We start from the raw sequence: 22,034 nt of genomic DNA, 5'->3' as shown, positions 1-22,034 counted from the left end.
AAAGCGGGCCCCGAGTGGGCGGAATTCTGTAACAAGCGAAATGACGGCATGAAGATTAGAGCTACAGGTTGGGCGGTGTTGTTAATGGGCGCCTCCCAGGCGGCGTTTGCCGTGTCCTTCGAGGTTTCCGATATTCGCGTGGAAGGGTTGCAGCGTGTTTCTGCGGGTACCGTGTTCAACGCGCTACCCATTTCCGCTCACGATACGGTCGATGACGAATCGATCTCCAATGCCGGCAAGGCGCTGTTTCGTACCGGCCTTTTTGATGACGTACAGCTGGGTCGTGATGGCGATGTTCTGGTGATCGATGTCGACGAGCGCCCCTCGATTGCCAGCATCAACATCAAGGGAAATTCCAAGATTCCCGAGGATCAGCTTAAAAAGGGCCTGAGCGACGCAGGGCTCTCCGAAGGCCAGGTGCTTCAGCGCTCGACACTGGAAGAGATGCAGCGCGAACTTGAGCGGGTCTATCAGGGTCAGGGGCGCTACAGCGCCAGGATCTCGACGTCGGTTCACAGGCTTGATCAAAATCGCGTGCAGGTTGATATCGATATCAACGAAGGCAATGTGTCGCGCATCAAGCAGATCAATATCGTGGGCAACCATGATTTTGATGACGAAACCCTTCAGCAGCAGTTCGAACTGGAAGACCGCCCGGGCTGGTTCTTTGGCTGGTTCTCCTCCGATCAATACTCCCGCGAGCAGCTCCAGGGGGATCTGGATCGTCTGCGCTCGTGGTATCTCGATCGTGGCTACGTCAATTTCTCCATCGACTCGACTCAGGTCTCGATCAGCCCCGACAAGTCCTCGATCTATGTCACGGTCAATATCGACGAAGGCAAGCGCTATCGCTTCGGCGACATCAACTTCGCCGGCAACGTTGAAATGCCTGACGACAAGGCCCGCAGTCTGGTCCAGGCCAAAAGCGGTGAAATCTTTTCCCAGTCGGATCTGACGGCCTCCTCCGAAGCGCTTCGCAAGGCGCTCGGCGCACAGGGCTTTGCCTTTGCCCGCATCGAGGCCGTGCCCAATATTCATGACAACGATGACCGGGTCGATGTGACCTTCAACGTTGATCCGGGGCGTCGTGCCTATGTTCGACGCATCAACTTCAGGGGCAATACCACTACGGCCGACGAAGTGTTGCGCCGGGAGATGACGCAGCTTGAAGGCGCCCCTGCCTCGACCGATGCCATCAGTGACTCTCAGGCCCGACTTGAGCGACTGGGCTTTTTCCGCCAGGTCGAGGTCAATACCCAGCCGGTGGCCGATACGCCCGATCAGCTGGATGTCACCTATAACGTCGAAGAGCAGCCTTCTGGCAGCATCTCGGCCAGCCTCGGCTTTGCCCAGTCCGAGGGCATCATTTATGGTGCCTCGCTCTCCCAGCGTAACTTCCTGGGCACGGGCAATCGCGTGGACATCGGCGCGCAGACCAGCAAGTACTATCAGAACCTGCGGTTCAGTTATACCGATCCTTACTGGACGCTGGATGGTATTTCGCGCGGCTATAACCTCTACTATCGGGCCACCGATTACGAGGATTCCGATATTTCAACCTATTCCACCGACGCCTTCGGCGGTGGGGTGAATTTCGGTTATCCGATCAGCGATCTGTCGCGCCTGAATTTCGGCGTCAACCTTGAAAGCCTCCACGTTGATGATTACGACGATTCGCCCTCTGAAATCGTTCAGTTCATCAACGACGAGGGTAACGATTTCAATACCTACAGCCTGACGGCCGGCTGGACCCGCAACAATCTCAACCGCGGCATCCTGCCTACGGCCGGCAGCTACCAGAATGCCTCCGTCGAAACGGCTGGCGGTGATGCCCAGTTCTACAAGCTGCGCTATCAGGGCCAGAAGCTTTTCCCGATCAAGACCGAAGAGTGGGCACTCAAGTTCCGTACGGAGCTTGGCTATGCCAACAGCTTTGGCGGTACCGATAATATGCCGTTTTACGAGAACTTCTACTCAGGTGGTCTGGGTTCTGTCCGCGGTTTTCGCAGCAACACACTGGGCCAGCCGACCACCGCTCGTAACGACGGCGACGACGATACCCTGGGCGGCAACATCCTGATGGAAGGTTCTGCCGAGCTGATCTTCCCGACGCCGTTTATCGATGATCATCGCCAGGTGCAGACATCCTTCTTTGTGGATGCCGGTAATACCTTCCTGAGCGACTGTTATCCGGTAGAATCAGGTCGCACTTCCGAGTGCAGCTCGGGGGTTGATCTCGGAGAACTGCGCTACAGCGCGGGTCTTGGGCTTTCCTGGCTGACCCCGGTTGGCCCCCTGACGTTCTCGGTGGCTCGTCCCATCAATAAAAAGGATGATGACGATACACAGTTCTTCCAGTTCTCGCTGGGCCAGACCTTCTGATCATTGGCCGTTGCGTTACAATGACGCGAATTACAGGAGTTGAGTAATGCGTAAGTGGATGCTGGCTCTGGCGGTGACCGGAGCGCTTGGAACGGCTGCGGGGACTGCGCAGGCCAATGAAGTGGCGGTACTCGACTGGCAGCAGGCGCTGTTGCAGACCAGCTCGGCGCAACAGTCGATGAACCAGCTCAAGAATCAGCTGGGCAGTCAACAAAAGCAGGTCAAGGCGCTGGGCGAGGAAGTTCAAAAGCTTCAGCAGCGTCTGCAAAGCAACGGTGACGTCATGTCCGACAGCGAGCGGCAAAACGTCATGCAACAACTGCGTCAAAAGGGCGGCCAGTTTCAGCAACAGCGTGGTCAGCTGGAACAAAAGCGGGCTCAGCAGGAGCAGGCCTTCCTGAAGCAGGCGCGTCCCAAGCTTGATCGTGCCATCGAGCAGGTCGTCAAGCGCCACAATGTGGATGTGCTGGTGGATCGCAACAGCGTCATTTATGCAGGTGATGCGCTGGATCTGACTCAGGAAGTGACCCAAACCTTCAACTCGCTCAACTGAAGGCGCGCGTCGCTCCACCAAGATGACAAGATATTCAAGCCAGAATTATACACTTGCCGAACTCGCTCAGCGCCTGGGGGCCACCCTTCACGGAGATGGCACCGTGCGTGTTGACGGGTTGTCGACACTTCACGACGCCGGCACTACCGACATCGCCTTTCTGGCCAATCGTGCCTATCTAAAGGATCTGGCCGGTACCCGTGCTGCGGCTGTCATGCTGCATCCTGATCTGGTTGATCAGTGTCCCGTGCCGGCGCTGGCCATTGATAATCCCTATCTGGGCTATGCGCATCTGTCTCGCTGTTTCGCCCCGATTCTGCCCAGTCACCAGGGTGGGATCCACCCGACTGCCGTGATCGATGAGTCCGCGCAGTTGGGCCGCGATGTCACCGTGGCCGCTCATGCGGTTATCGGCGCCGGAGTCGTTCTGGGAGACCGGGTCACCGTCGGTGCCAATAGCGTGGTAGGAGAATACTGCACGGTAGGCGACGACAGTCTGATCCACCCGGGGGTGACCCTTTATCATGGGGTCATCATCGGAGCTCGCGCCATTCTCCACGGCGGTGCTGTGATCGGTGGCGACGGATTTGGCTTTGCCCATGACGGGAGCCGCTGGCACAAGATCGAACAGCTTGGCGGCGTGATCATCGGCGATGATGTAGAAGTCGGCAGCTGCACCAGTATTGATCGCGGAGCGCTTGATGACACTGTCATCGGTGACAACGTCAAGATCGACTCTCAGGTGCAGATCGCGCACAACGTTCATATTGGTGATCACAGCGCACTGGCTGGCTGTGTCGGCATTGCAGGTTCCACTCATGTCGGTCGCCATTGTCAGCTTGGGGGTGGGGTAGGCCTTGCCGGCCATCTGACCCTCTGCGATGGTGTCAACGTGACCGGCATGAGTCTTGTCACCAACTCCATTGATGAGCCTGGTATTTATTCTTCCGGAACCGGCTCGATGCCCAATGCGCTTTGGCGCAAGAACGCCGTGCGCTTCAAGCAGCTTGATCAACTGGCCAGAAGAATTACCCGTCTTGAACGTCACAGCGAGGGTGAATAGGCGCTCTCGGGTGGCTGTTGCCATCGGTTTTTCATTGCTGCTGTGGCAGCAAATATCATAATGGTTGGCCATGCGGCCGCCAGTCACATGCCTGCCGGTTCGGCAGGCATTTCGTTATGTCAGAGGTTTTGAGCCCATGGTCATGGATATCAACGAGATCCAGGAATATCTCCCCCATCGTTACCCGTTTTTGCTTGTAGACCGTGTTAACGCACTGGAACTGGGCGAATGCATTACGGCCTGCAAGAATGTCAGCTACAACGAGCCCTTCTTTCAGGGGCATTTTCCGGGACATCCCATCATGCCTGGCGTTCTGATCATCGAAGCGCTGGCGCAGGCGGCCGGTATCCTCGGTTTCAAGACCGTCGACAAGCGTCCCGCCGATGGCTACATCTATTATTATGTCGGCAGTGACAATGTTCGCCTCAAGCGTCCGGTATTTCCGGGCGATCAGCTGACGCTGGAAGCGCGCATGCTCAAGGCGCGTCGCGGTATCTGGAAGTTTTCCTGCCGTGCGCACGTCGAAGGTGAGGTGGTCTGTGAGGCCGACATCATCTGTGCCGAGAGGAAAGTCTCTTGATTCATCCATCTGCCATCATCGATCCTGCTGCGCGTCTGGCGGATGATGTCGAGGTCGGACCGTTCAGCGTCATCGGTGCCGATGTCGAGATCGGCGCCGGCAGCGTCATCGGGCCGCATGTGGTGGTCAGAGGGCCTACCACGATGGGGCGCAACAATCGCGTTTACCAGTTCGCGACCATTGGTGAAGACTGTCAGGACAAGAAGTACCGGGGTGAAGCCACTCGTCTCGAGATTGGTGACAACAACATCTTTCGCGAAGGCGTCACCGTTCACCGCGGCACCGTTCAGGACCAGGGCATAACCCGGATTGGCAGTGGCGGGCTTTTCATGGCCTACGCCCATGTGGCTCACGACTGTGTACTGGGCGATAACGTGATTCTTGCCAACCAGGCCACGCTCGGCGGCCATGTCCATATCGGCGATAACGTGATTCTCGGTGGTTTGTCCGCCGTGCATCAGTTCTGCCATGTGGGCACCTATGCCATGTGCGGTGGCGGCTCCATCATCACCAAGGACATCGCAGCATTTGTGATGGTGACTGGTAATCCCGCGGCCACGCACGGGCTCAACGCCGAGGGCATCAAGCGCCGCGGCTTTGAAAGTGATGTGGTCAACGAGCTGCGTCGTGCCTACAAGCTGGTATTTCGCAGCCAGCGCACCCTGACGCAGGCTCTTGAAGAGCTGGATCAACAGGCAAATCGCAGTGCCTGGCTTGATGTCTTCATCGATTCGCTGAGAAGCTCATCGCGTGGTCTGACCCGCTGATGATGCAGGCCGCTGGCCGGAGAGAACCTCGATGCGTGTTTTTCTGGTAGCCGGTGAGCTCTCGGGAGATATCCTGGGGGCGACCCTGATGCGCGAGCTCAAGCGTCAGCACGGTGACGTGAGCTTTCGTGGCATTGGCGGCCCGCGAATGATCGAGGAGGGGCTCGACAGCCTCTATCCGCTTGAAACGCTCTCCATCATGGGGCTGGTCGAAGTACTCAGACATCTTCCCCGGCTGGTGGGCGTGCGTCGTCACCTCAGGCGCGAGGCGCAGGCCTGGCCTGCCGACATCATGATCGGCATCGATGCGCCGGATTTCAATCTGGGGCTTGAGGCCCAGCTCAGATCAGGTGGCATGACCACGGCCCATTATGTCAGCCCGTCGGTCTGGGCCTGGCGTCAGGGACGGGTCAAAAAGATACGTCGCGCTGTCGACATGATGCTGACGTTTCTCCCCTTTGAAGCAGAGTTCTACGAGCGCCATGATGTGCCGGTGCAGTTTGTCGGTCACCCGCTGGCCGAAGAGCTGCCGCTGGATAACGATCGCCACCAGGCCAGACGTGCGCTGGGTCTGAGCGACGGCACCCGGGTGCTTGCCGTATTGCCCGGCTCACGCAGCAGCGAAATTGCCTTCATGACGCCGGTCTTTCTCAAGGCGATTCGGCTTTTAAGACAGCACCTGCCGACGCTTGAGGTCGTCATTCCCGCCGCTTCACCGGCAAGGCGTGAAGAGCTGATGGCCCACGGTGTGGCCGATGAGGGCATTACCATCGTGGATGGCCGGGCTTGGGAGGTCATGACGGCTTCCGATGCGGTGCTTTTGACCTCGGGAACCTCGGCGCTTGAAGCCATGCTCTGCCATCGTCCCATGGTGGTGGCCTATCGCATGGCGCCCATGACCTGGCAGATTGCCCGTCGGCTGGTCAAGACGCGCTGGATCTCCCTGCCCAATCTGATCGCACAGGAAAGCCTGGTGCCCGAGCTGATTCAGGATGATGCGACGGGGGAGGCCATTGCCGAGGCGCTGGTTCCCATGCTTGAAAATGAATCCGAGTCCCATGCGCTGAGCGCGCGATTTGTCGACATGCACCGAACACTTCAGCGCGGTGCCAGCGCGCGGGCCGCCCGGGTCATTCTGGATCTGATGGCCTCGCCACACTGAGCCGGTTATTCCGAGCCGGTTCCTTTTGGACAACAGCGCAGCAAAACATGAACTTTATTCCCGAAATCATGACCCCGAATTCCGAGCATTCGCCGCTGGTCATTCCCTATCAGGGCTGGCGTCTGGCAGGCGTTGATGAGGTCGGCCGCGGCCCGCTGATCGGTACCGTGGTGGCCTGCGCCGTCATTCTTGACCCCCAGCGTCCCATTGAGGGGCTGATGGACTCCAAGAAGATGACGCCCAAACGTCGCGAGAAGCTCGATCTTTTGATTCGCGAGCGGGCGCTGGCCGTGTCGCTGGGGGAGGCGACCTCCGGCGAAATCGATGCGCTCAATATTCATCATGCCACGCATCTGGCCATGCGTCGGGCCATCGATGGCCTGTCGATCACGCCTGAATATCTGCTTGTTGATGGCAATCGACTGCCAGGTCACCGTCTGCCAGGGCAGGCAGTCGTCAAGGGCGATGGTCGAGTGGCCGCGATTGCCGCTGCCTCGATCGTGGCCAAGGTAGCCCGGGATGCCCAGATGCTCTCGCTTGATGCTCGCCATCCCGAATACGGGTTTGCCGCTCACAAGGGGTATCCGACCCGCGCCCACCTGGACGCGCTGGCCCGGCTGGGTCCGCTGCCCGAGCACCGGCGCTCCTTCCGCCCTGTCAGGGCATTGTTGCCGGACTGACGCCCGGCCTTGAACGTTTCTCTTCCTGCCGGACCACTGGCCCGGCAGAGGTGAACATCGGTACCATGTCATGGCCTCTCCGGTGTTCCCCGATGTCCTTCGTTGACTGATGCCATTCGTTGACCATAGCGAGCCTGTACCCATGACCACGCCCTTTGTACATTTGCGACTGCACAGTGAATATTCGCTGACTGACGGGCTGATTCGGCTCAAGGCGCTGACGCAAAAGGCGGTCGAGGTCGGTCAGCCGGCGCTGGCCGTCACCGACGAAACCAACCTGTTCGGTCTGGTCAAGATCTACAAACAGTCGCAGGGGGCAGGGCTCAAGCCGATCGTGGGCAGCGATGTCTGGCTTTATAACGCTCAGGATCCGGCCCATCCCTACCGCCTGACCCTGCTGGCCATGAATCAGGCCGGCTATCTCAATCTGACCGAGCTGATCTCCAGGGCCTGGCAGCATGGTCAGCAGCAGGGTCGGGCCTACCTCCACAAGGAGTGGATCTTTGAGCAGAGCGAAGGGCTGATCGCACTGTCCGGTGCGCGCGAAGGCGAAATCGGCCGCTATCTGCTTCATGGTCATGCCGAGACGGCCCGTGAGCTTTTGACCGAGTGGCAGCGCTTTTTCCCCGATCGGTTCTATCTCGAGCTGCAGCGCACGGCGCGTGAAAACGACGAGGAATGCCTGCATCTGTCGGTGGGGCTGGCCATGGAGACCGGCACGCCGGTCGTGGCGACCAACGACGTACGCTTTTTGTCCCGTGAGGACTACTGGGCACACGAGACCCGGGTGTCAATTGCCGAGGGCAAGGCGCTGGACGATCCACGTCGCGAAACGCGCTACACCGAGGAGCAGTATTTCAAGACGCCCGAGGAGATGGCCGAGCTTTTCGTCGATATCCCCGAGGCGCTGGAAAACAGCGTCCATATTGCGTCGCGCTGCAGCGTCAATATGCGGCTGGGCGAAATCTTTTTGCCCGAGTATCCGGTACCGGAAGGCCAGACCATGGAGGAGTTTTTCTGTGAACTCTCCCATGCCGGCCTGAGCCGACGTCTGGATCTGCTGTTTGGGGGTGAGCGGCCCATCTATCCGGGACGCTCCCGCGAAGAGCACGAACCCGAATATCGCAAGCGACTGGATTTCGAGCTCAATATCATCAATCAGATGGGCTTCCCCGGCTACTTCCTGATCGTGATGGACTTCATTCGCTGGGCGAAGCAGAACGACGTGCCGGTGGGGCCCGGGCGTGGCTCCGGTGCCGGGTCGCTGGTGGCCTATGCGCTCGAGATCACCGATCTTGACCCGCTTGAATACGACCTGCTGTTCGAACGCTTTCTGAACCCCGAACGTGTCTCCATGCCCGACTTCGACGTCGATTTCTGCATGGAAAAGCGCGACCGGGTCATCGACTACGTGGCCGACCGCTACGGCCGCAACGCCGTGTCCCAGATCGTCACCTTCGGCACCATGGCGGCGAAGGCCGTGGTGCGTGACGTGGCGCGTGCCCAGGGCAAGCCCTATTCGCTGGGTGACAAGCTCTCCAAGCTCATTCCGTTTGAGGTCGGCATGACGCTTGCCAAGGCGCACGAGCAGGAAAGTGCGCTGCGTGAATTTCTGGACGTCGACGAGGATGCTCAGGAAATCTGGGACATGGCGCGCCGTCTGGAAGGCATTACTCGCGGCACCGGCAAGCACGCCGGCGGCGTCGTGATCGCACCTACCAGCCTGACCGATTTCTCGCCCCTGCTGTGCGATGAGGACGGCAGCGGGTTGATGGTGCAATACGACAAGAACGACATCGAAGAGGCCGGGCTGGTCAAGTTCGACTTCCTGGGGCTTCGTACGCTGACCATCATCGACTGGGCGCTGGAGATGGTCGACACGGTGCGTGCGCGAACGGGTGAGGGGCCGCTGGATATTGCCACCATCCCGCTCGATGACAAGCCGACCTTCGACATGCTGAAAAAGGCCGAGACCACGGCGGTGTTTCAGCTTGAATCCCGCGGCATGAAGGAGCTGATCAAGCGCCTCCAGCCGGATTCGCTGGAAGACATGATCGCTCTGGTGGCCCTGTTCCGCCCCGGACCGCTGCAGTCGGGCATGGTGGATGACTTCATCAACCGAAAGCACGGTCGGGCAGAGCTTGCCTATCCGCATCCGGACTATCAGCACGAATGGCTCAAGAGCGTGCTGGAGCCCACCTACGGCATTATCCTTTACCAGGAACAGGTAATGCAGATCGCCCAGGTGCTGGCCGGTTACAGCCTGGGTCAGGCCGACATGCTGCGTCGTGCCATGGGCAAGAAAAAGCCCGAGGAGATGGCCAAGCAGCGTGCCGGCTTCATGGAGGGGTGTGCCAGTAACGGTATCGATGCCGATCTGGCAGGCAACCTCTTTGATCTGGTCGAGAAGTTTGCCGGCTATGGCTTTAACAAGTCGCACTCGGCGGCCTATGGTCTGGTGTCCTATCAGACTGCCTGGCTCAAGGCACATTACCCGGCGCCCTTCATGGCGGCAGTACTCTCCACCGAGATGGATAATCTGGATAAGGTGGTGCCGCTGATCGAGGAGTGCCGGCGCATGGGACTGACCGTGACGCCGCCGGACGTCAATATTGGCAGCTACCGCTTCAGCGTCAACGAGCAGGGGCAGGTGGTCTATGGGCTGGGGGCCATCCGCGGCGTGGGTGAAGGCCCGATTGGCGCCATCGTCGAGGCACGTGATGCGGAAGGTCCGTTCCGTGACCTCTTTGATTTCTGTCGTCGCATTGATGGCAAGCGCATGAACAAGCGGACACTGGAGGCGTTGATCCGCTCCGGTGCGCTGGATCATCTGGGCCCGTCGCGAGCGGTGCTGTTCTCGGCGCTCGAGGATGCCCTGCGGGCGGCGTCCCAGAGCCAGAACAACGCCAGCATCGGCATGGTCGACATGTTCGGTGAGGCGTTTGTCAGTGACGATGAGGCGTCGCTGGACGTCTATAGCGACCATCGCGGTGCGCGCAACTGGAGTGATCGAGATCGTCTGGCCGGCGAGAAGGATACGCTGGGGCTTTATCTGACCGGGCACCCGATCGATGAGTACGAGGCCGAGCTCAAGCGCTTTGTCTCGACCCGTATCGTGGATCTCAAGCCTTCGCGCGAACCCCAGCGCGTGGCGGGGCTGATCGTGGCCATGCGCACCATGAAGTCCAAGCGCGGCGATACCATCGCCTTTGTCACTCTGGATGATCGCACCAGCCGCATCGAGGCCTCTCTCTTTGGTGAGCTCTATGACCAGGTGCGCCAGCATCTGGCGGCCGACCGGGTCGTGATTCTCGAAGGTGAAGTCAGTCTGGACGATTATTCCGGCGGGCTGCGCCTGCGGGCAAAGGAGGTCACGCCGATGGTCGAGGCTCGCGCCCGCTTTGGCGAGGCGCTCGAGATCAGTATCGATGCCGAGCGTATCAATGGACGTTTCAGTCGCACGCTCATGGACCGGCTGACCCCGCACCTGGATCAGGAAGGGCTGCCCATTCGTCTTCAGTATCGCAATAGTCAGGCCGGCGGCTGTCTCGAGTTTGACTCGCAGTGGCGAGTCTCGCCCTGTGATGAGTTGATTACCGGGCTTCAGGAGGGCGTGGAAGGCCATCCGCAGGTCAGGCTCTGCTATCGCTGACGTCGCCATTTTTGACGTGATTGATTTATCGGGATGGCATCGCAGAGCAATGGATGTCGTCTCATGGTTGCACCCAACGCCCACAATGGGATAATGATCCACCGATTCACCGACGCCGTGCGCTGCCTTATTGTGCTGCGACGGTCCAGGCCGATACTGTCGTGCACGCCCTGCGCTGCTCGCGTTGATGAAAGAGCTCTGTGACGACCCCTATGAATCCGAATTATCTCGACTTTGAACAGCCGATTGCCGAACTGCAGGCCAAGATCGAAGAACTGCGGCTGGTGGGCAACGATAGCAAGATCAACATCAGTGACGAGATCGCCAAGCTTGAGGAGAAAAGCCGCAAGCTGACCGAACAGATCTTTCGTGATCTAACCTCGTGGCAGGTGTCTCAGCTGTCCCGCCACCCCCAGCGTCCCTATACGCTGGATTATCTTGACGAAATCTTCACCGAATTCGATGAACTGCACGGTGATCGCAGCTTTTCCGACGATGCTGCCCTGATCGGTGGCGTCGCTCGCCTTGATGACCGCCCGGTGATGGTCATCGGCCATCAGAAGGGCCGCACGGTCAAGGACAAGGTGCGCCGCAACTTCGGCATGCCCCGTCCGGAAGGCTATCGCAAGGCCTGCCGCCTGATGGAAATGGCCGAGCGGTTTCACATGCCCATTCTGACGTTCATTGATACGCCCGGCGCCTATCCGGGAATCGATGCCGAAGAGCGTGGACAGAGTGAAGCCATTGCCCGCAACCTGGCGGTGATGTCACGCCTGAAAACCCCCATTATCTCGACCGTGATCGGTGAGGGGGCTCGGGTGGGGCGCTCGCGATCGGCGTATGTGATTCGCTGGCCATGCTGCAGTTTTCCACCTATTCGGTAATCTCGCCGGAAGGGTGCGCCTCGATTCTGTGGAAAAGCGCCGATCGCGCCTCGGATGCCGCTCAGGCCATGGGCATCACCGCTACCCGGCTCAAGGAGCTCGGGTTCGTGGATGAACTGATCGAGGAGCCGCTGGGCGGCGCGCATCGCCACATGTCCGAAATGGGGCGCCGTCTCAAGACTTCCCTGCTGCAGCAGCTGGACGTTTTGCAGGCCATGGATACCCAGTCCCTGCTCGAGCGGCGCTACGAGCGCCTGATGAGCTACGGTGCGCTCGACTGATCGACACGTTGCTTGATCGCGACAACATCACGGGAAGGCTCTGCCTTCCCGTTTTTGATGGTTGAAACGTTTCCGGGTATTCCGGCCCACTGCGTCCTGTCCACTCCCGTCGAACACGGAGCCTCTTCTGCCATGACGCCATCGCTTGAGGCACGTATCGATCATGCCATGGCAGCGCTGCATACGCGTGCAGCGACCTTCACGCTCTGGGTCGCGCTGTCCGGTGGGCGTGACAGTACCTGCCTTCTATGGTTGGCGGCCCGTACGGTGCAGCGCTACCCCGGCGTTACCCTGCGCGCCGTTCATGTCCATCACGGCCTGCAACCGGCCGCTGATGCCTTTGTCGCGTCGGCGCAGGCAGCCTGCGACGGTCTGGGAGTGGCCCTCCACGTCGAACGGGTGAGGATTGCTGCGCGGGAAGGGATCGAAGCTGATGCACGTCGTGCCCGCTACGCTGTATTCGAGGCGCTGCTCGCACCGGGTGATACCCTCTGGATGGCACATCATCGCGAGGATCAGGCCGAAACGCTGCTCTATCGCCTGATGCGGGGCAGCGGCGTGCGCGGCCTGGCCGGCATGCCTGCGCGTCGCGCGCTGGGGGCTGGCTGGCTGGAAAGACCGTTGCTTGACGCCTCACGTTTCGAGATTGATGCCTTGCTGGCCGAAGAGGGCATTCCCTGGTGCGACGACCCGACCAATGAAGAGGACCTTCAGGATCGCAACTACCTGCGCCATCACGTCATGACACCCTTGAAGGCACGCTGGCCGGGCGCTGCCGAACAGATGGCGCGCAGCGCCGACTATCTTCGGGAGGCGGATGAGCTTCTCAAGGCGCTAGCGGAGATGGATCTGGCGGCACTGGGTGGTGTGCCCGACCGTTTGCCACGCGCACCGCTGTGTCTTTTGAGCCGTCCAAGACAGCGGCTGGTGATCGATATGGCGCTTCGACATCTGGCGCTGACCTCGCCGCCGCGCGGCCGATTGGAGACCCTGCTGGATCAGCTGGCCCGTGCCGGTCAGGATCGACTAGTGCACGTTGATTGGCCTGGTGGCCAGGCACGGCTCTGGCGGGAGATGCTGTTTTTGCTTCCTGAGGACGGCATGGCTGTTCCAGAGGCGTCGTGGTCGCTCGATTGGGACGGCATTACACCCGTTACCACGCCACTGGGTGCTATTCGTGATCGACTAGAGCCGCTGGCGGGCGCGCAGCCGGCGCTGATGCTGGCGACAAGAGCCGGTGGAGAAAGGCTCAGGATTGACGCACAGCGCCGGCCTCTTAAAAAGCTGTTGCAGGAGCATGATATCCCGCCATGGCAGCGCGACCGGGTCGTGGTCGTGTGGCATGACGAGATACCGGTCGGCGTTCTGGGGCCCTTGAGGCTGGCCGCTGATGGCTGGACGCTGAAGGACGCTCTCGGTCTGGAGAGCTCAGGGCGTCTCGATGATGAGTGACAATCCTGAGCGCTGCTGCCACTGCTGTTCGAGTGCCAGATCCTGACGCAGCAGGTCAGGTATCGGTTGCAGGAACGTCAGTGTCAGGCTGTCATCGTCGGCTGCGAGTGTTGACGGCCAGTGATCGGCAGAGTCGCGCGCACGACAGAGGACGACGGCCAGTCGCAATAGCCTGGCCAGACGCATGAGCGTACTGGAAGGCAGCGCGGCACGATGTTCCGGCGGTGGCTCGGGAAGCTGTCGCCGATGCGCCTGCACCAGCCAGGCCAGCGCCAGCTGATCGGGCAGCGAAAACCCTGGCATATCGCTGTTGGCCAGCAGGTAGCTGCCGTGCTGATGATAGCGGTTATGAGCAATCCCCAGTCCGATTTCATGAACCATGGCGGCCTGTTCGAGCAGTTGACGTGATGCCTCATCCAGCGCCCAAGGCGTTTCAAGCTGGTCAAACAGGGTCAGGGCGGTGGCCGCGACATATTCGGCGTGCTGAACGTCCACCTGATACTGGCGCTGCATGTCACCCAGGGTAGTGTGACGCACGTCATGGCGGGTATCGCGAGAGAGCAGGTCCAGCAGCACGCCATCGCGAAGTGCACCGTTGGTATGCTGCATGTGTTCCAGGTTCAGTGCCTTGAAGATGGCGCTCAGGATGGCAATACCGGCCGGAAAGACGCGAGCGCGATTGCTTTTGAGTCCGGACATGCTGACACGGTCAAGGTGCCCCAGTTCAATCAGTTTCCGGCGCAGCTCTACAAGCCCTTCACGTGTAATTTCGCCCTTTTTTAAACCAGGGTGAATCGCTCTGAGGGTGGCGGCCGCGGCCTTGATGGTGCCGGAGGTGCCGATGGCGCGCTGCCAGCCCAGCCGTCGATAGTGTGCGGTGATGTTGGCAAGCTCCAGCAGGGCGGCCTGCTCGGCGCTTGCCATGGTGGCCTCGGTAATGTCGCCGCTACCGAAAAAGCGTCGCGTATAGACCACGCAGCCCATTTCAAGGCTTTCAAGTGCCAGTGGGCGAGTGCCGCTGCCCACGATCAGCTCTGTTGAACCGCCGCCGATATCGGCCACCAGACAATGGGCCGTGTCATTCTGCCAGGCCGTCGAGGCGCCCTGGTAGATCAACCGGGCTTCCTCACGTCCTGAAATGGTCTCAATGCGCTGGCCCAGACACTGTTCGGCACAAACGACAAAGTCGATGCTGTTGGCGGCCGTGCGCAGAGCATTGGTACCGACCACCCGGAGCCGGTCCACCCGGTGCTCATCAATGATCGTGCCAAATGCTTCCAGACATTCCAGCGCCCGAATCATCACGTTTTCGTCGAGCTGGCCATGGTCGTCCAGTCCTGCCGCCAGCTGTACCTTCTTGCTGCACTTTTCAAGCTCTGTAAAGTGACCGTTGTCAGCTTCCACGATCAGAAGGTGAAAACTGTTGGAGCCGAGATCCACTGCCGCCAGGCGCAGCGGGGCGGAGGAGGGGGTCTGAAAATTCGTCATGAGCCTGTATCCATGGCGTTGCTGCCCTGGCAGGCCCTGCGCATCAGGCCCCAGGTCAGATAATGGTTCGCCAAAGAGTGATGTCAGGCTGATATCATGTCAATTGCTTAAACCAACAGGTCGCTTTGACAGGACAGGCAAGGACACAACGTCGATGGGAAAGGGTGTGAGTATCATTACCGATCTGGACGAAAATCGCTTCGAGCAGGAGGTCGCTCACAGGCATGAGCCTGTACTGGTGGTGCTCAAGGCCGACTGGTGCAGGCCGTGTCGGACGCTGATGCCGACCCTTGAAGAAGTGGCTCAGCACTACGCGGATCAAGTGAAGGTCTATCGTGTCGACATCAATGAGTCACCGGCTCTGGCGGTACGTCTGGGCGCTCGAGGCGTGCCGACGATGTGTCTGTTTATCGATGGCACGCTTGAGGCCACACGCGTTGGCGCCCTTTCCCATGCACAGCTACACCAGCTTCTTGATGAGCATCTTTAAATACACCCCGGGGTGGCTGCGCTCGAATCGGTAGCCTGCGGGATAATAAAAGGGCTTGCGTCGACGATCAGCGTTGTCTAACATCGGTGCGTTCGCCTGATTTCAGCTGCTCGTCAGCCGCCGAACGAGCCCGCAGGGTCATATTGCTTTTCTCCCAGTCTGCCACGCCATTTCTCAAGCAGACGATCTGACCCTGACGCGATCGGTGACGAACTCGGGTTTTACCGTCATGTTACTTCTTTCCTTCGAACGAGGCGCTTTTCGGGTGTATCTCCACTGCCGGGGTTTCAATAACCATCAGGCGTCGAGACCCCGCGGGCTCTGACGACAAATCAGGCGGTATTCAAGATACCGTTTCCTGTCCCGGCCGCATCTCTTACAGCCATGCTGACTAAAGCGATTTCCGAATCAAGCCGATGAATCTAACCGAACTCAAGCAAAAGACTGTTCCCGAGCTGTTGGAAGTTGCCCAGGAAATGGGCATCGACAATCTGGCTCGTTCGCGCAAGCAGGACATCATCTTCGCCATCCTCAAAAAGCACGCCAAAAGCGGCGAGGACATCTATGGCGATGGCGTACTCGAAATCCTTCAGGATGGCTTTGGTTTCCTGCGCAGCGCCGACTCTTCCTATCTGGCCGGTCCCGACGACATCTATGTCTCGCCGTCCCAGATTCGCCGCTTCAATCTTCGCAAGGGCGACTCGATCGCCGGCAAGATTCGCCCGCCCAAGGAAGGGGAGCGTTACTTTGCGCTGCTCAAGGTCAACCAGATCAACTTTGACCGCCCCGAGAACGCCAAGCACAAGATCCTGTTTGAAAACCTGACGCCGCTGTTCCCTCAGGAGCGTCTGGTCATGGAGATCGGCAACGGCTCCACTGAAGACATCACTTCTCGCGTCATTGACCTGACCTCGCCGATCGGCAAGGGACAGCGCGGCCTGATCGTCTCGCCGCCCAAGGCGGGCAAGACGATGATGCTGCAGAACATCGCCAACTCGATCACCCGCAACAATCCCGAATGCCACATGATTGTGCTGCTGATCGATGAGCGTCCCGAGGAAGTGACCGAAATGTCGCGCACCGTGCGCGGTGAAGTCGTGGCCTCCACCTTTGATGAGCCGCCGGCCCGCCACGTGCAGGTGGCCGAAATGGTCATCGAAAAGGCCAAGCGTCTGGTCGAGCACAAAAAGGACGTGGTGATCCTGCTGGATTCCATTACCCGTCTGGCTCGTGCCTACAACACCGTGGTACCCAGCTCCGGCAAGGTGCTGACCGGTGGTGTCGATGCCCACGCTCTTGAAAAGCCCAAGCGCTTTTTTGGGGCGGCCCGTAACATCGAAGAGGGCGGTAGCCTGACCATTCTGGCCACTGCGCTGGTGGATACCGGCTCCAAGATGGACGAAGTCATCTTCGAGGAGTTCAAGGGCACCGGTAACATGGAAGCGCATCTTGACCGCAAGCTGGCCGAGAAGCGTGTTTACCCGGCACTCAACATCCGCCGCTCCGGTACGCGTCGTGAAGACCTGATCGCCTCCGAGGATGAAATGCAGCGCATGTGGATTCTGCGCAAGCTGCTCAATCCCATGGAAGATGTGGCGGCCACCGAGTTCCTGATTGATCGTCTCAAGGACACCAAGACCAATCTGGAATTTTTCGAGGCCATGAAGCGTCGCTAAAGCGCCGTTCAGGTGATACGGGCGTCCAAAGGGTCGTCTGCACGAAAGGGGCAGCATGCTATGCTGCCCCTTTGCTTTATTACGGGAGCAGGACCGGGCATGAAGTATCGCGATCTGCGGGAGTTTATCCAGGGGCTTGAACGGATGGGGGAGCTCAAGCGTGTCACCGTTGAAGTAGACCCCCATCTGGAGATGACCGAGATATGTGATCGCGTGCTGCGCGATGAAGGGCCGGCCCTGCTGTTTGAAAACGTGCGCGGAAGCCGTATGCCGGTGCTGGCCAATCTGTTTGGCACGCCACGTCGAGTGGCGCTCGGGATGGGCCAGGACAGCGTCGAGGCGCTGCGCGAGGTGGGTGAGCTGCTGGCCTTTTTGAAAGAGCCCGAGCCGCCAAAGGGTTTTCGCGATGCGTGGCAGAAGGTGCCCATCTTCAAGCAGGTCATGAGCATGGGGCCAAGGCATGTCAAAAAGGCGCCCTGTCAGGAAGTGGTGCTCGAAGGCGAAGACGTGGATCTTGACGCCATTCCCATCCAGCACTGCTGGCCGGGCGATGCTGCGCCGCTGGTGACCTGGCCGCTGGTCATCACGAAGGGTCCGCACAAGGAGCGCCAGAATCTGGGGATCTATCGTCAGCAGAAGCTTTCGAAAAATCGCCTGATCATGCGCTGGCTGTCTCACCGCGGCGGCGCACTCGACTTTCGCGACTGGCAGCAGACCCATCCGGGTGAGCCATTCCCCGTGGCAGTAGCGCTGGGCGCTGATCCCGCCACCATCCTTGGTGCCGTGACGCCGGTGCCCGATACGCTGTCCGAATACGCCTTTGCCGGCCTTTTGCGCGGCTCCAGAACCGAGCTGGTCAAGTGTCATCACGCTGATCTCAGCGTGCCGGCCAGTGCCGAGATCGTGCTTGAAGGGTATATCTATCCTGACGACATGGCCCCTGAAGGTCCTTTTGGGGATCACACCGGTTATTACAACGAGGTGGATACTTTCCCGGTCTTTACCGTCGAGCGCATGACCCATCGGCGAGATCCCATCTATCATTCTACCTACACCGGTCGCCCGCCGGATGAACCGGCCGTACTGGGGGTAGCCCTCAATGAGGTCTTTGTCCCCATCCTGCGTCGCCAGTTTCCTGAAATCGTGGATTTTTATCTGCCACCTGAAGGGTGCTCGTATCGCCTGGCCGTGGTGTCGATGAAAAAGCAGTATCAGGGGCATGCCAAGCGGGTGATGATGGGCGTCTGGAGCTTTTTGCGTCAGTTCATGTACACCAAGTTCGTGATTGTGGTGGATGATGACGTCAACACCCGTGACTGGAAGGATGTGATCTGGGCCATCACCACGCGCATGGATCCGGCGCGTGATACGGTCATGGTAGAGAACACGCCGATCGACTATCTCGACTTTGCCTCACCGGTCAGCGGCCTGGGCTCCAAGATGGGGCTGGACGCCACTACCAAGTGGCCGGGCGAAACCCAGCGTGAATGGGGCACGCCCATTGTCATGAGCGATGAGATCAAGAGCCGGGTGGACGAGCGCTGGGACACCTACGGCATCAATACCTGAGCCCTTCATGGCTCGGGAGTTACTGACACAATGCATTGCTGCATATCCATTGATTGAAGGAAGCACCATGTCTGCCAGGACGCTGACCTGCACGGTCGAGACCATGGAAACGCTATCGGCCGATGTCTATCGCCTTTTCCTGCGTGGTGACCCGCAACAGATTCTGTTTGCTCCCGGTCAGTATCTGATGCTGATTGTGCAGGGCAATCATCTGCCGTTTTCCATCGCCAATGCGCCCAACGGAGACGGCATTCTGGAGCTTCATGTCCAGTATATCGCTGAAAGCGATAACGCCCGTGCACTGTTCAGGCAGCTCCACGTGGGGGCCGATATCGAGGTCTCACTGGCCGGTGGAGAGTCCGTGCTCGAGCTCGATGATCCGCGCCCGCTGCTGTTGATTGCGGCCGGAACGGGCTTTGCGCAGATGAAATCGATCATCGAGGCCTCGCTTGCCCTGCACCCCGAGCGCCCCATTCATCTCTGGTGGGCAGCACGCGCGCGCAGCGAACTCTACATGGAGTGGCAGGCACGTCAGTGGGCCGAACAAAACGAACATTTCAGCTTCACCCCGGTGGTGGAGCTGCCCGGAGAAGACGACTTTGACGGGGTGGTCGAGCGCATCGATAACGCCCTGCATGACCGGGTTCATCGTGCCGACGAGGCGAGCATCTTCATTGCCGGCTCGCCCGGCATGGTGTATGCCGTGGTGGACACGCTCGCCCGGATCGAGCCGATGGCCAAACGGATATTTTCCGATGTCTTCAGCTATGCGCCCCGCCTCAAGGGGCAGGACGACGGGTCATGAGTCAGTCGCCCATCCTGATCACCGGCGGCGGTCAGCGACTGGGCCGCTACTGCGCCGAACGCCTCCATGATGATGGTCATCCGGTCATCATCACCTATCGCCGGGAACGTCCGGCCATCGAGGCACTGCGAAAACGTGGCATCACGGCGCTGTATGCCGACTTCTCAAGCGAGGCCTCGATCCTCGAGTTCATTGCCCGACTGAAATCGCATACCCATGCACTAAGGGCCATTATCCACAATGCCTCGCACTGGCAGCACGACGAAGGTGGCGCTTGCGGAGAAGACTTTGCCCTGATGTTTCAGGTGCACATGCAGGCCCCCTACCTCATCAATCTACATGCCCGGGCGCTTTTGATGGCCTGTCCCGAGCCGATGCGTGACATCATTCACATCACTGACTACAGCGCCGCACACGGTTCTCAAAGACATATGGCCTATGCCGCCACCAAGGCAGGCCTTGAAAATCTGACCCTGTCGATGGCCGGAAGGTTTGCGCCCGACATCAAGGTCAATGCCATTGCACCGGCAGGTATCATGCTCAACGCAGGCGACGGCGATGACTATCTGGCGCACCTCAACAGCAAATCAGCCCTGCCTGCCGTTCCCGGACCGATGGTGATCTGGCAGGGGGTGCGCTATCTGCTCGATAGTGCTTTCGTCACAGGCATCACATTGCCTGTTGACGGCGGACGTCATGTGAAGTGAACTGATATTGGCGAACAACTCGCCAGACAACAACCACGATGTTCAAGACAATGTTGTTTCAACAACCGTGACAGGTGGCATCATGATATCGCCGTCGACGTTACTAAAGGATCGTGCATTGCTGGTCGGTATGGTGGCCGGTGTGGTGGTAATATCGCTGGCAGCGGCATTGCCGGCACTGTTTATCTGGAAGGAGTTTCTCATCTGAGTCAGTCATGCTAGTCTCGGATGATCGATCATGAGGGCAGGGGCTCTCATGGTGTTTCGGAATTTTTGATCAGGATAACCCTGCATGTCGCATCTGGCGCCCAATGACACTCAGACTCTGCTGGCCCAAAAGGCTTTGGCAGTGTCTGCGCGTGTCTCTGGCGCAGTCGGTTATTCAGTGGGCTACTGGTATTGGTTTAGGAACGGGCACGCCTGAATACCAGGGCGTGCCGGTATCTACCGTGCTGCCCACCCTCAAAAACCCCGGTCGGCAGCACGCCACCGGGGTTTTTTGTTTTTGTGTCATGACAAACGACTCGTTGGACACAGGCAGAGGGAGAATCACATGACCATGACGGACCAGAACCATCCAGCGTATGGCTGGCGATTTAACCGCACGCTGGCGGCGCTTCGAGCGCTGACCGCCGGCGTGTCAGTAACGGGCGCTCCACACTTACCCTTGTTACGCCGTTAAAGGATAGAGATCTCGTCATGAATGCCTTACTCAACGCTGTTGAAGCTGCCCACCCCGATTCCTTCGATCAGACCGATGACGCGGATGCCGCCATTGTATCCCAGCCCCTGCCGACACCCGGCGCGCTCAAAAAGGCCATTGCCCTGGAACCTGCCATAAAAGAGCAGATTGCCCACCAGCGGCAGACGATCCGCAATATCCTGAATGGCCATGATTCGCGCCTGCTGGTTGTCATGGGACCCTGCTCCATTCATGACCGCGACAGCGCGCTGGATTATGCCCGGCGTCTGAAAGAACTCGCCAATGAGGTGGCAGACAGCATGGTGCTGGTCATGCGGGTTTACGTGGAAAAGCCGAGAACGACTGTCGGCTGGAAGGGGCTGGTGTATGACCCGCACCTGGATGGCAGTGACAACATGGCCGAAGGGCTTGCCAGTACGCGCCGCCTCATGCGGGATATCGCGGCGCTGGGGCTGCCGATTGCCTGCGAGCTGCTTCAGCCCATGTTGAGTGCCTACATGGATGATCTCATCAGCTGGGCGGCGGTGGGGGCACGGACCACCGAGTCGCAGATTCATCGCGAAATGGTCAGTGCGCTGCCCATGCCTGCAGGGTTCAAAAACGGTACTGACGGCGGCATTCAGGTGGCCATCGATGCCATGGGCGCCAGTCGCCACGGCCATCGTTATCCGGGGTTTGATGACAACGGTCACCCGGCACTTTTGCATTCACGCGGCAATCCCGACACTCATCTGGTGCTGCGCGGTGGCCATCAAGGGCCCAATCACGATGCGCAAAGCGTTGAAAAGGCCGCTTTTGCTCTCGGTGCAGCGGGCGTTTCAGGCGCCATCATGGTGGACTGTTCCCATGCCAACAGTGGCAAGGACCCCACTCGACAGCCTCTGGTGCTCGATGAGGTCATCCGCCAACGACTCAATGGCGTGTCATCACTGGTCGGCGTCATGCTCGAAAGCCATCTGGAAACAGGCAAGCAGCCCATGGGCGCTGCACTGCGCTACGGCGTTTCCGTCACCGATGGCTGTCTGGGCTGGACGGACAGCGAGCATCACATTAGGTGTGTGGCGAAGCGGTTGACCGAGCGGTCGGTTTAAGGCGGTCAGCCGTTGTTCGGGCCGTACTGAAGCGGCCCCGACCCCCCGG

17 protein-coding genes and 1 pseudogene are annotated in these 22,034 nt (G+C 59.5%); 17 read left to right on the top strand and 1 reads right to left on the bottom strand.

Annotation, left to right across the window (positions count from 1 at the left end; translation table 11 throughout):
- The first annotated feature begins 48 nt into the window (after positions 1-48).
- From bamA to tilS, 10 genes and pseudogenes are all read left to right on the top strand, one after another.
- A complete protein-coding gene (gene bamA / locus B9G99_RS02690; RefSeq protein ID WP_086620638.1) occupies positions 49-2,382 on the top strand; it encodes an outer membrane protein assembly factor BamA in 2,334 nt (777 codons plus the stop codon).
- A gap of 46 nt (positions 2,383-2,428) precedes the next feature.
- Entirely contained in the window at positions 2,429-2,935 is a 507-nt protein-coding gene (locus B9G99_RS02685; RefSeq protein ID WP_086620637.1) for an OmpH/Skp family outer membrane protein, read from the top strand.
- Between the two features lie 22 nt (positions 2,936-2,957).
- The gene (lpxD, locus tag B9G99_RS02680) at positions 2,958-3,998 is read left to right on the top strand and encodes a UDP-3-O-(3-hydroxymyristoyl)glucosamine N-acyltransferase (RefSeq protein ID WP_086620636.1); all 1,041 of its coding nucleotides are present in this window, start codon (positions 2,958-2,960) and stop codon (positions 3,996-3,998) included.
- A gap of 136 nt (positions 3,999-4,134) precedes the next feature.
- Positions 4,135-4,578, top strand: coding sequence for a 3-hydroxyacyl-ACP dehydratase FabZ (gene fabZ / locus B9G99_RS02675; protein ID WP_086623243.1), 444 nt, complete (start codon positions 4,135-4,137; stop codon positions 4,576-4,578).
- Positions 4,575-5,345, top strand: coding sequence for an acyl-ACP--UDP-N-acetylglucosamine O-acyltransferase (gene lpxA / locus B9G99_RS02670; protein WP_086620635.1), 771 nt, complete (start codon positions 4,575-4,577; stop codon positions 5,343-5,345). Before fabZ ends, lpxA begins: the two co-directional genes overlap by 4 nt.
- 31 nt (positions 5,346-5,376) lie before the next feature.
- Positions 5,377-6,507, top strand: coding sequence for a lipid-A-disaccharide synthase (gene lpxB / locus B9G99_RS02665; RefSeq protein WP_086620634.1), 1,131 nt, complete (start codon positions 5,377-5,379; stop codon positions 6,505-6,507).
- Positions 6,508-6,554: 47 nt separating this feature from the next.
- Positions 6,555-7,187: a ribonuclease HII gene (gene rnhB / locus B9G99_RS02660; protein ID WP_227875901.1), complete on the top strand. Its 633-nt coding sequence runs from the start codon at positions 6,555-6,557 to the stop codon at positions 7,185-7,187.
- 142 nt (positions 7,188-7,329) lie between these two features.
- Entirely contained in the window at positions 7,330-10,839 is a 3,510-nt protein-coding gene (gene dnaE / locus B9G99_RS02655; RefSeq protein ID WP_086620632.1) for a DNA polymerase III subunit alpha, read from the top strand.
- Positions 10,840-11,051: 212 nt separating this feature from the next.
- A pseudogene (gene accA / locus B9G99_RS02650) lies at positions 11,052-12,004 on the top strand (acetyl-CoA carboxylase carboxyl transferase subunit alpha).
- Between the two features lie 132 nt (positions 12,005-12,136).
- The gene (gene tilS / locus B9G99_RS02645) at positions 12,137-13,456 is read left to right on the top strand and encodes a tRNA lysidine(34) synthetase TilS (protein WP_086620631.1); all 1,320 of its coding nucleotides are present in this window, start codon (positions 12,137-12,139) and stop codon (positions 13,454-13,456) included.
- Here the strand turns inward: tilS and B9G99_RS02640 are convergent.
- Entirely contained in the window at positions 13,433-14,944 is a 1,512-nt protein-coding gene (locus B9G99_RS02640) for a Ppx/GppA phosphatase family protein (RefSeq protein WP_086620630.1), read from the bottom strand. The genes tilS and B9G99_RS02640 overlap by 24 nt on opposite strands.
- Positions 14,945-15,110: 166 nt before the next feature.
- Between B9G99_RS02640 and B9G99_RS02635 the strand changes: the two genes are divergently transcribed.
- From B9G99_RS02635 to B9G99_RS02610, 7 genes are all read left to right on the top strand, one after another.
- Positions 15,111-15,434 carry a thioredoxin family protein gene (locus B9G99_RS02635; RefSeq protein ID WP_158521428.1) on the top strand — a complete coding sequence of 108 codons (324 nt, stop codon included), beginning with the start codon at positions 15,111-15,113 and terminating at the stop codon, positions 15,432-15,434.
- Between the two features lie 416 nt (positions 15,435-15,850).
- Entirely contained in the window at positions 15,851-17,110 is a 1,260-nt protein-coding gene (gene rho / locus B9G99_RS02630) for a transcription termination factor Rho (RefSeq protein WP_086620628.1), read from the top strand.
- A 99-nt stretch (positions 17,111-17,209) separates the two neighbouring features.
- Complete coding sequence (ubiD, locus tag B9G99_RS02625; protein ID WP_086620627.1) at positions 17,210-18,679, top strand: 4-hydroxy-3-polyprenylbenzoate decarboxylase; 1,470 nt, start codon at positions 17,210-17,212, stop codon at positions 18,677-18,679.
- A 67-nt stretch (positions 18,680-18,746) separates the two neighbouring features.
- Entirely contained in the window at positions 18,747-19,484 is a 738-nt protein-coding gene (locus B9G99_RS02620) for an FAD-binding oxidoreductase (RefSeq protein ID WP_158521427.1), read from the top strand.
- Positions 19,481-20,191, top strand: coding sequence for a dihydromonapterin reductase (folM, locus tag B9G99_RS02615; protein ID WP_086620625.1), 711 nt, complete (start codon positions 19,481-19,483; stop codon positions 20,189-20,191). The genes B9G99_RS02620 and folM overlap by 4 nt, the downstream gene beginning before the upstream one ends.
- 82 nt (positions 20,192-20,273) lie before the next feature.
- Positions 20,274-20,399, top strand: coding sequence for a hypothetical protein (locus B9G99_RS17150; RefSeq protein WP_257789365.1), 126 nt, complete (start codon positions 20,274-20,276; stop codon positions 20,397-20,399).
- Between the two features lie 491 nt (positions 20,400-20,890).
- Positions 20,891-21,985 carry a 3-deoxy-7-phosphoheptulonate synthase gene (locus B9G99_RS02610; protein WP_086620624.1) on the top strand — a complete coding sequence of 365 codons (1,095 nt, stop codon included), beginning with the start codon at positions 20,891-20,893 and terminating at the stop codon, positions 21,983-21,985.
- Positions 21,986-22,034 lie beyond the last annotated feature (49 nt).

This window comes from Kushneria konosiri (genome assembly GCF_002155145.1).
Classification (GTDB): domain Bacteria; phylum Pseudomonadota; class Gammaproteobacteria; order Pseudomonadales; family Halomonadaceae; genus Kushneria; species Kushneria konosiri.
Note: the sequence above shows the minus strand (reverse complement) of the source record. Positions and strands in the feature narration are given on the sequence as shown.

Excerpts from the sequence above, each read along its gene's own strand:
- bamA (WP_086620638.1), top strand. The coding sequence starts at position 49 with ATGAAGATTAGAGCTACAGGTTGGGCGGTGTTGTTAATGGGCGCCTCC.
- B9G99_RS02685 (WP_086620637.1), top strand. The coding sequence starts at position 2,429 with ATGCGTAAGTGGATGCTGGCTCTGGCGGTGACCGGAGCGCTTGGAACG.
- lpxD (WP_086620636.1), top strand. The coding sequence starts at position 2,958 with ATGACAAGATATTCAAGCCAGAATTATACACTTGCCGAACTCGCTCAG.
- fabZ (WP_086623243.1), top strand. The coding sequence starts at position 4,135 with ATGGTCATGGATATCAACGAGATCCAGGAATATCTCCCCCATCGTTAC.
- lpxB (WP_086620634.1), top strand. The coding sequence starts at position 5,377 with ATGCGTGTTTTTCTGGTAGCCGGTGAGCTCTCGGGAGATATCCTGGGG.
- rnhB (WP_227875901.1), top strand. The coding sequence starts at position 6,555 with ATGAACTTTATTCCCGAAATCATGACCCCGAATTCCGAGCATTCGCCG.
- dnaE (WP_086620632.1), top strand. The coding sequence starts at position 7,330 with ATGACCACGCCCTTTGTACATTTGCGACTGCACAGTGAATATTCGCTG.
- tilS (WP_086620631.1), top strand. The coding sequence starts at position 12,137 with ATGACGCCATCGCTTGAGGCACGTATCGATCATGCCATGGCAGCGCTG.
- B9G99_RS02640 (WP_086620630.1), bottom strand. The coding sequence starts at position 14,944 with ATGACGAATTTTCAGACCCCCTCCTCCGCCCCGCTGCGCCTGGCGGCA.
- rho (WP_086620628.1), top strand. The coding sequence starts at position 15,851 with ATGAATCTAACCGAACTCAAGCAAAAGACTGTTCCCGAGCTGTTGGAA.
- ubiD (WP_086620627.1), top strand. The coding sequence starts at position 17,210 with ATGAAGTATCGCGATCTGCGGGAGTTTATCCAGGGGCTTGAACGGATG.
- B9G99_RS02620 (WP_158521427.1), top strand. The coding sequence starts at position 18,747 with ATGTCTGCCAGGACGCTGACCTGCACGGTCGAGACCATGGAAACGCTA.
- folM (WP_086620625.1), top strand. The coding sequence starts at position 19,481 with ATGAGTCAGTCGCCCATCCTGATCACCGGCGGCGGTCAGCGACTGGGC.
- B9G99_RS17150 (WP_257789365.1), top strand. The coding sequence starts at position 20,274 with ATGATATCGCCGTCGACGTTACTAAAGGATCGTGCATTGCTGGTCGGT.
- B9G99_RS02610 (WP_086620624.1), top strand. The coding sequence starts at position 20,891 with ATGAATGCCTTACTCAACGCTGTTGAAGCTGCCCACCCCGATTCCTTC.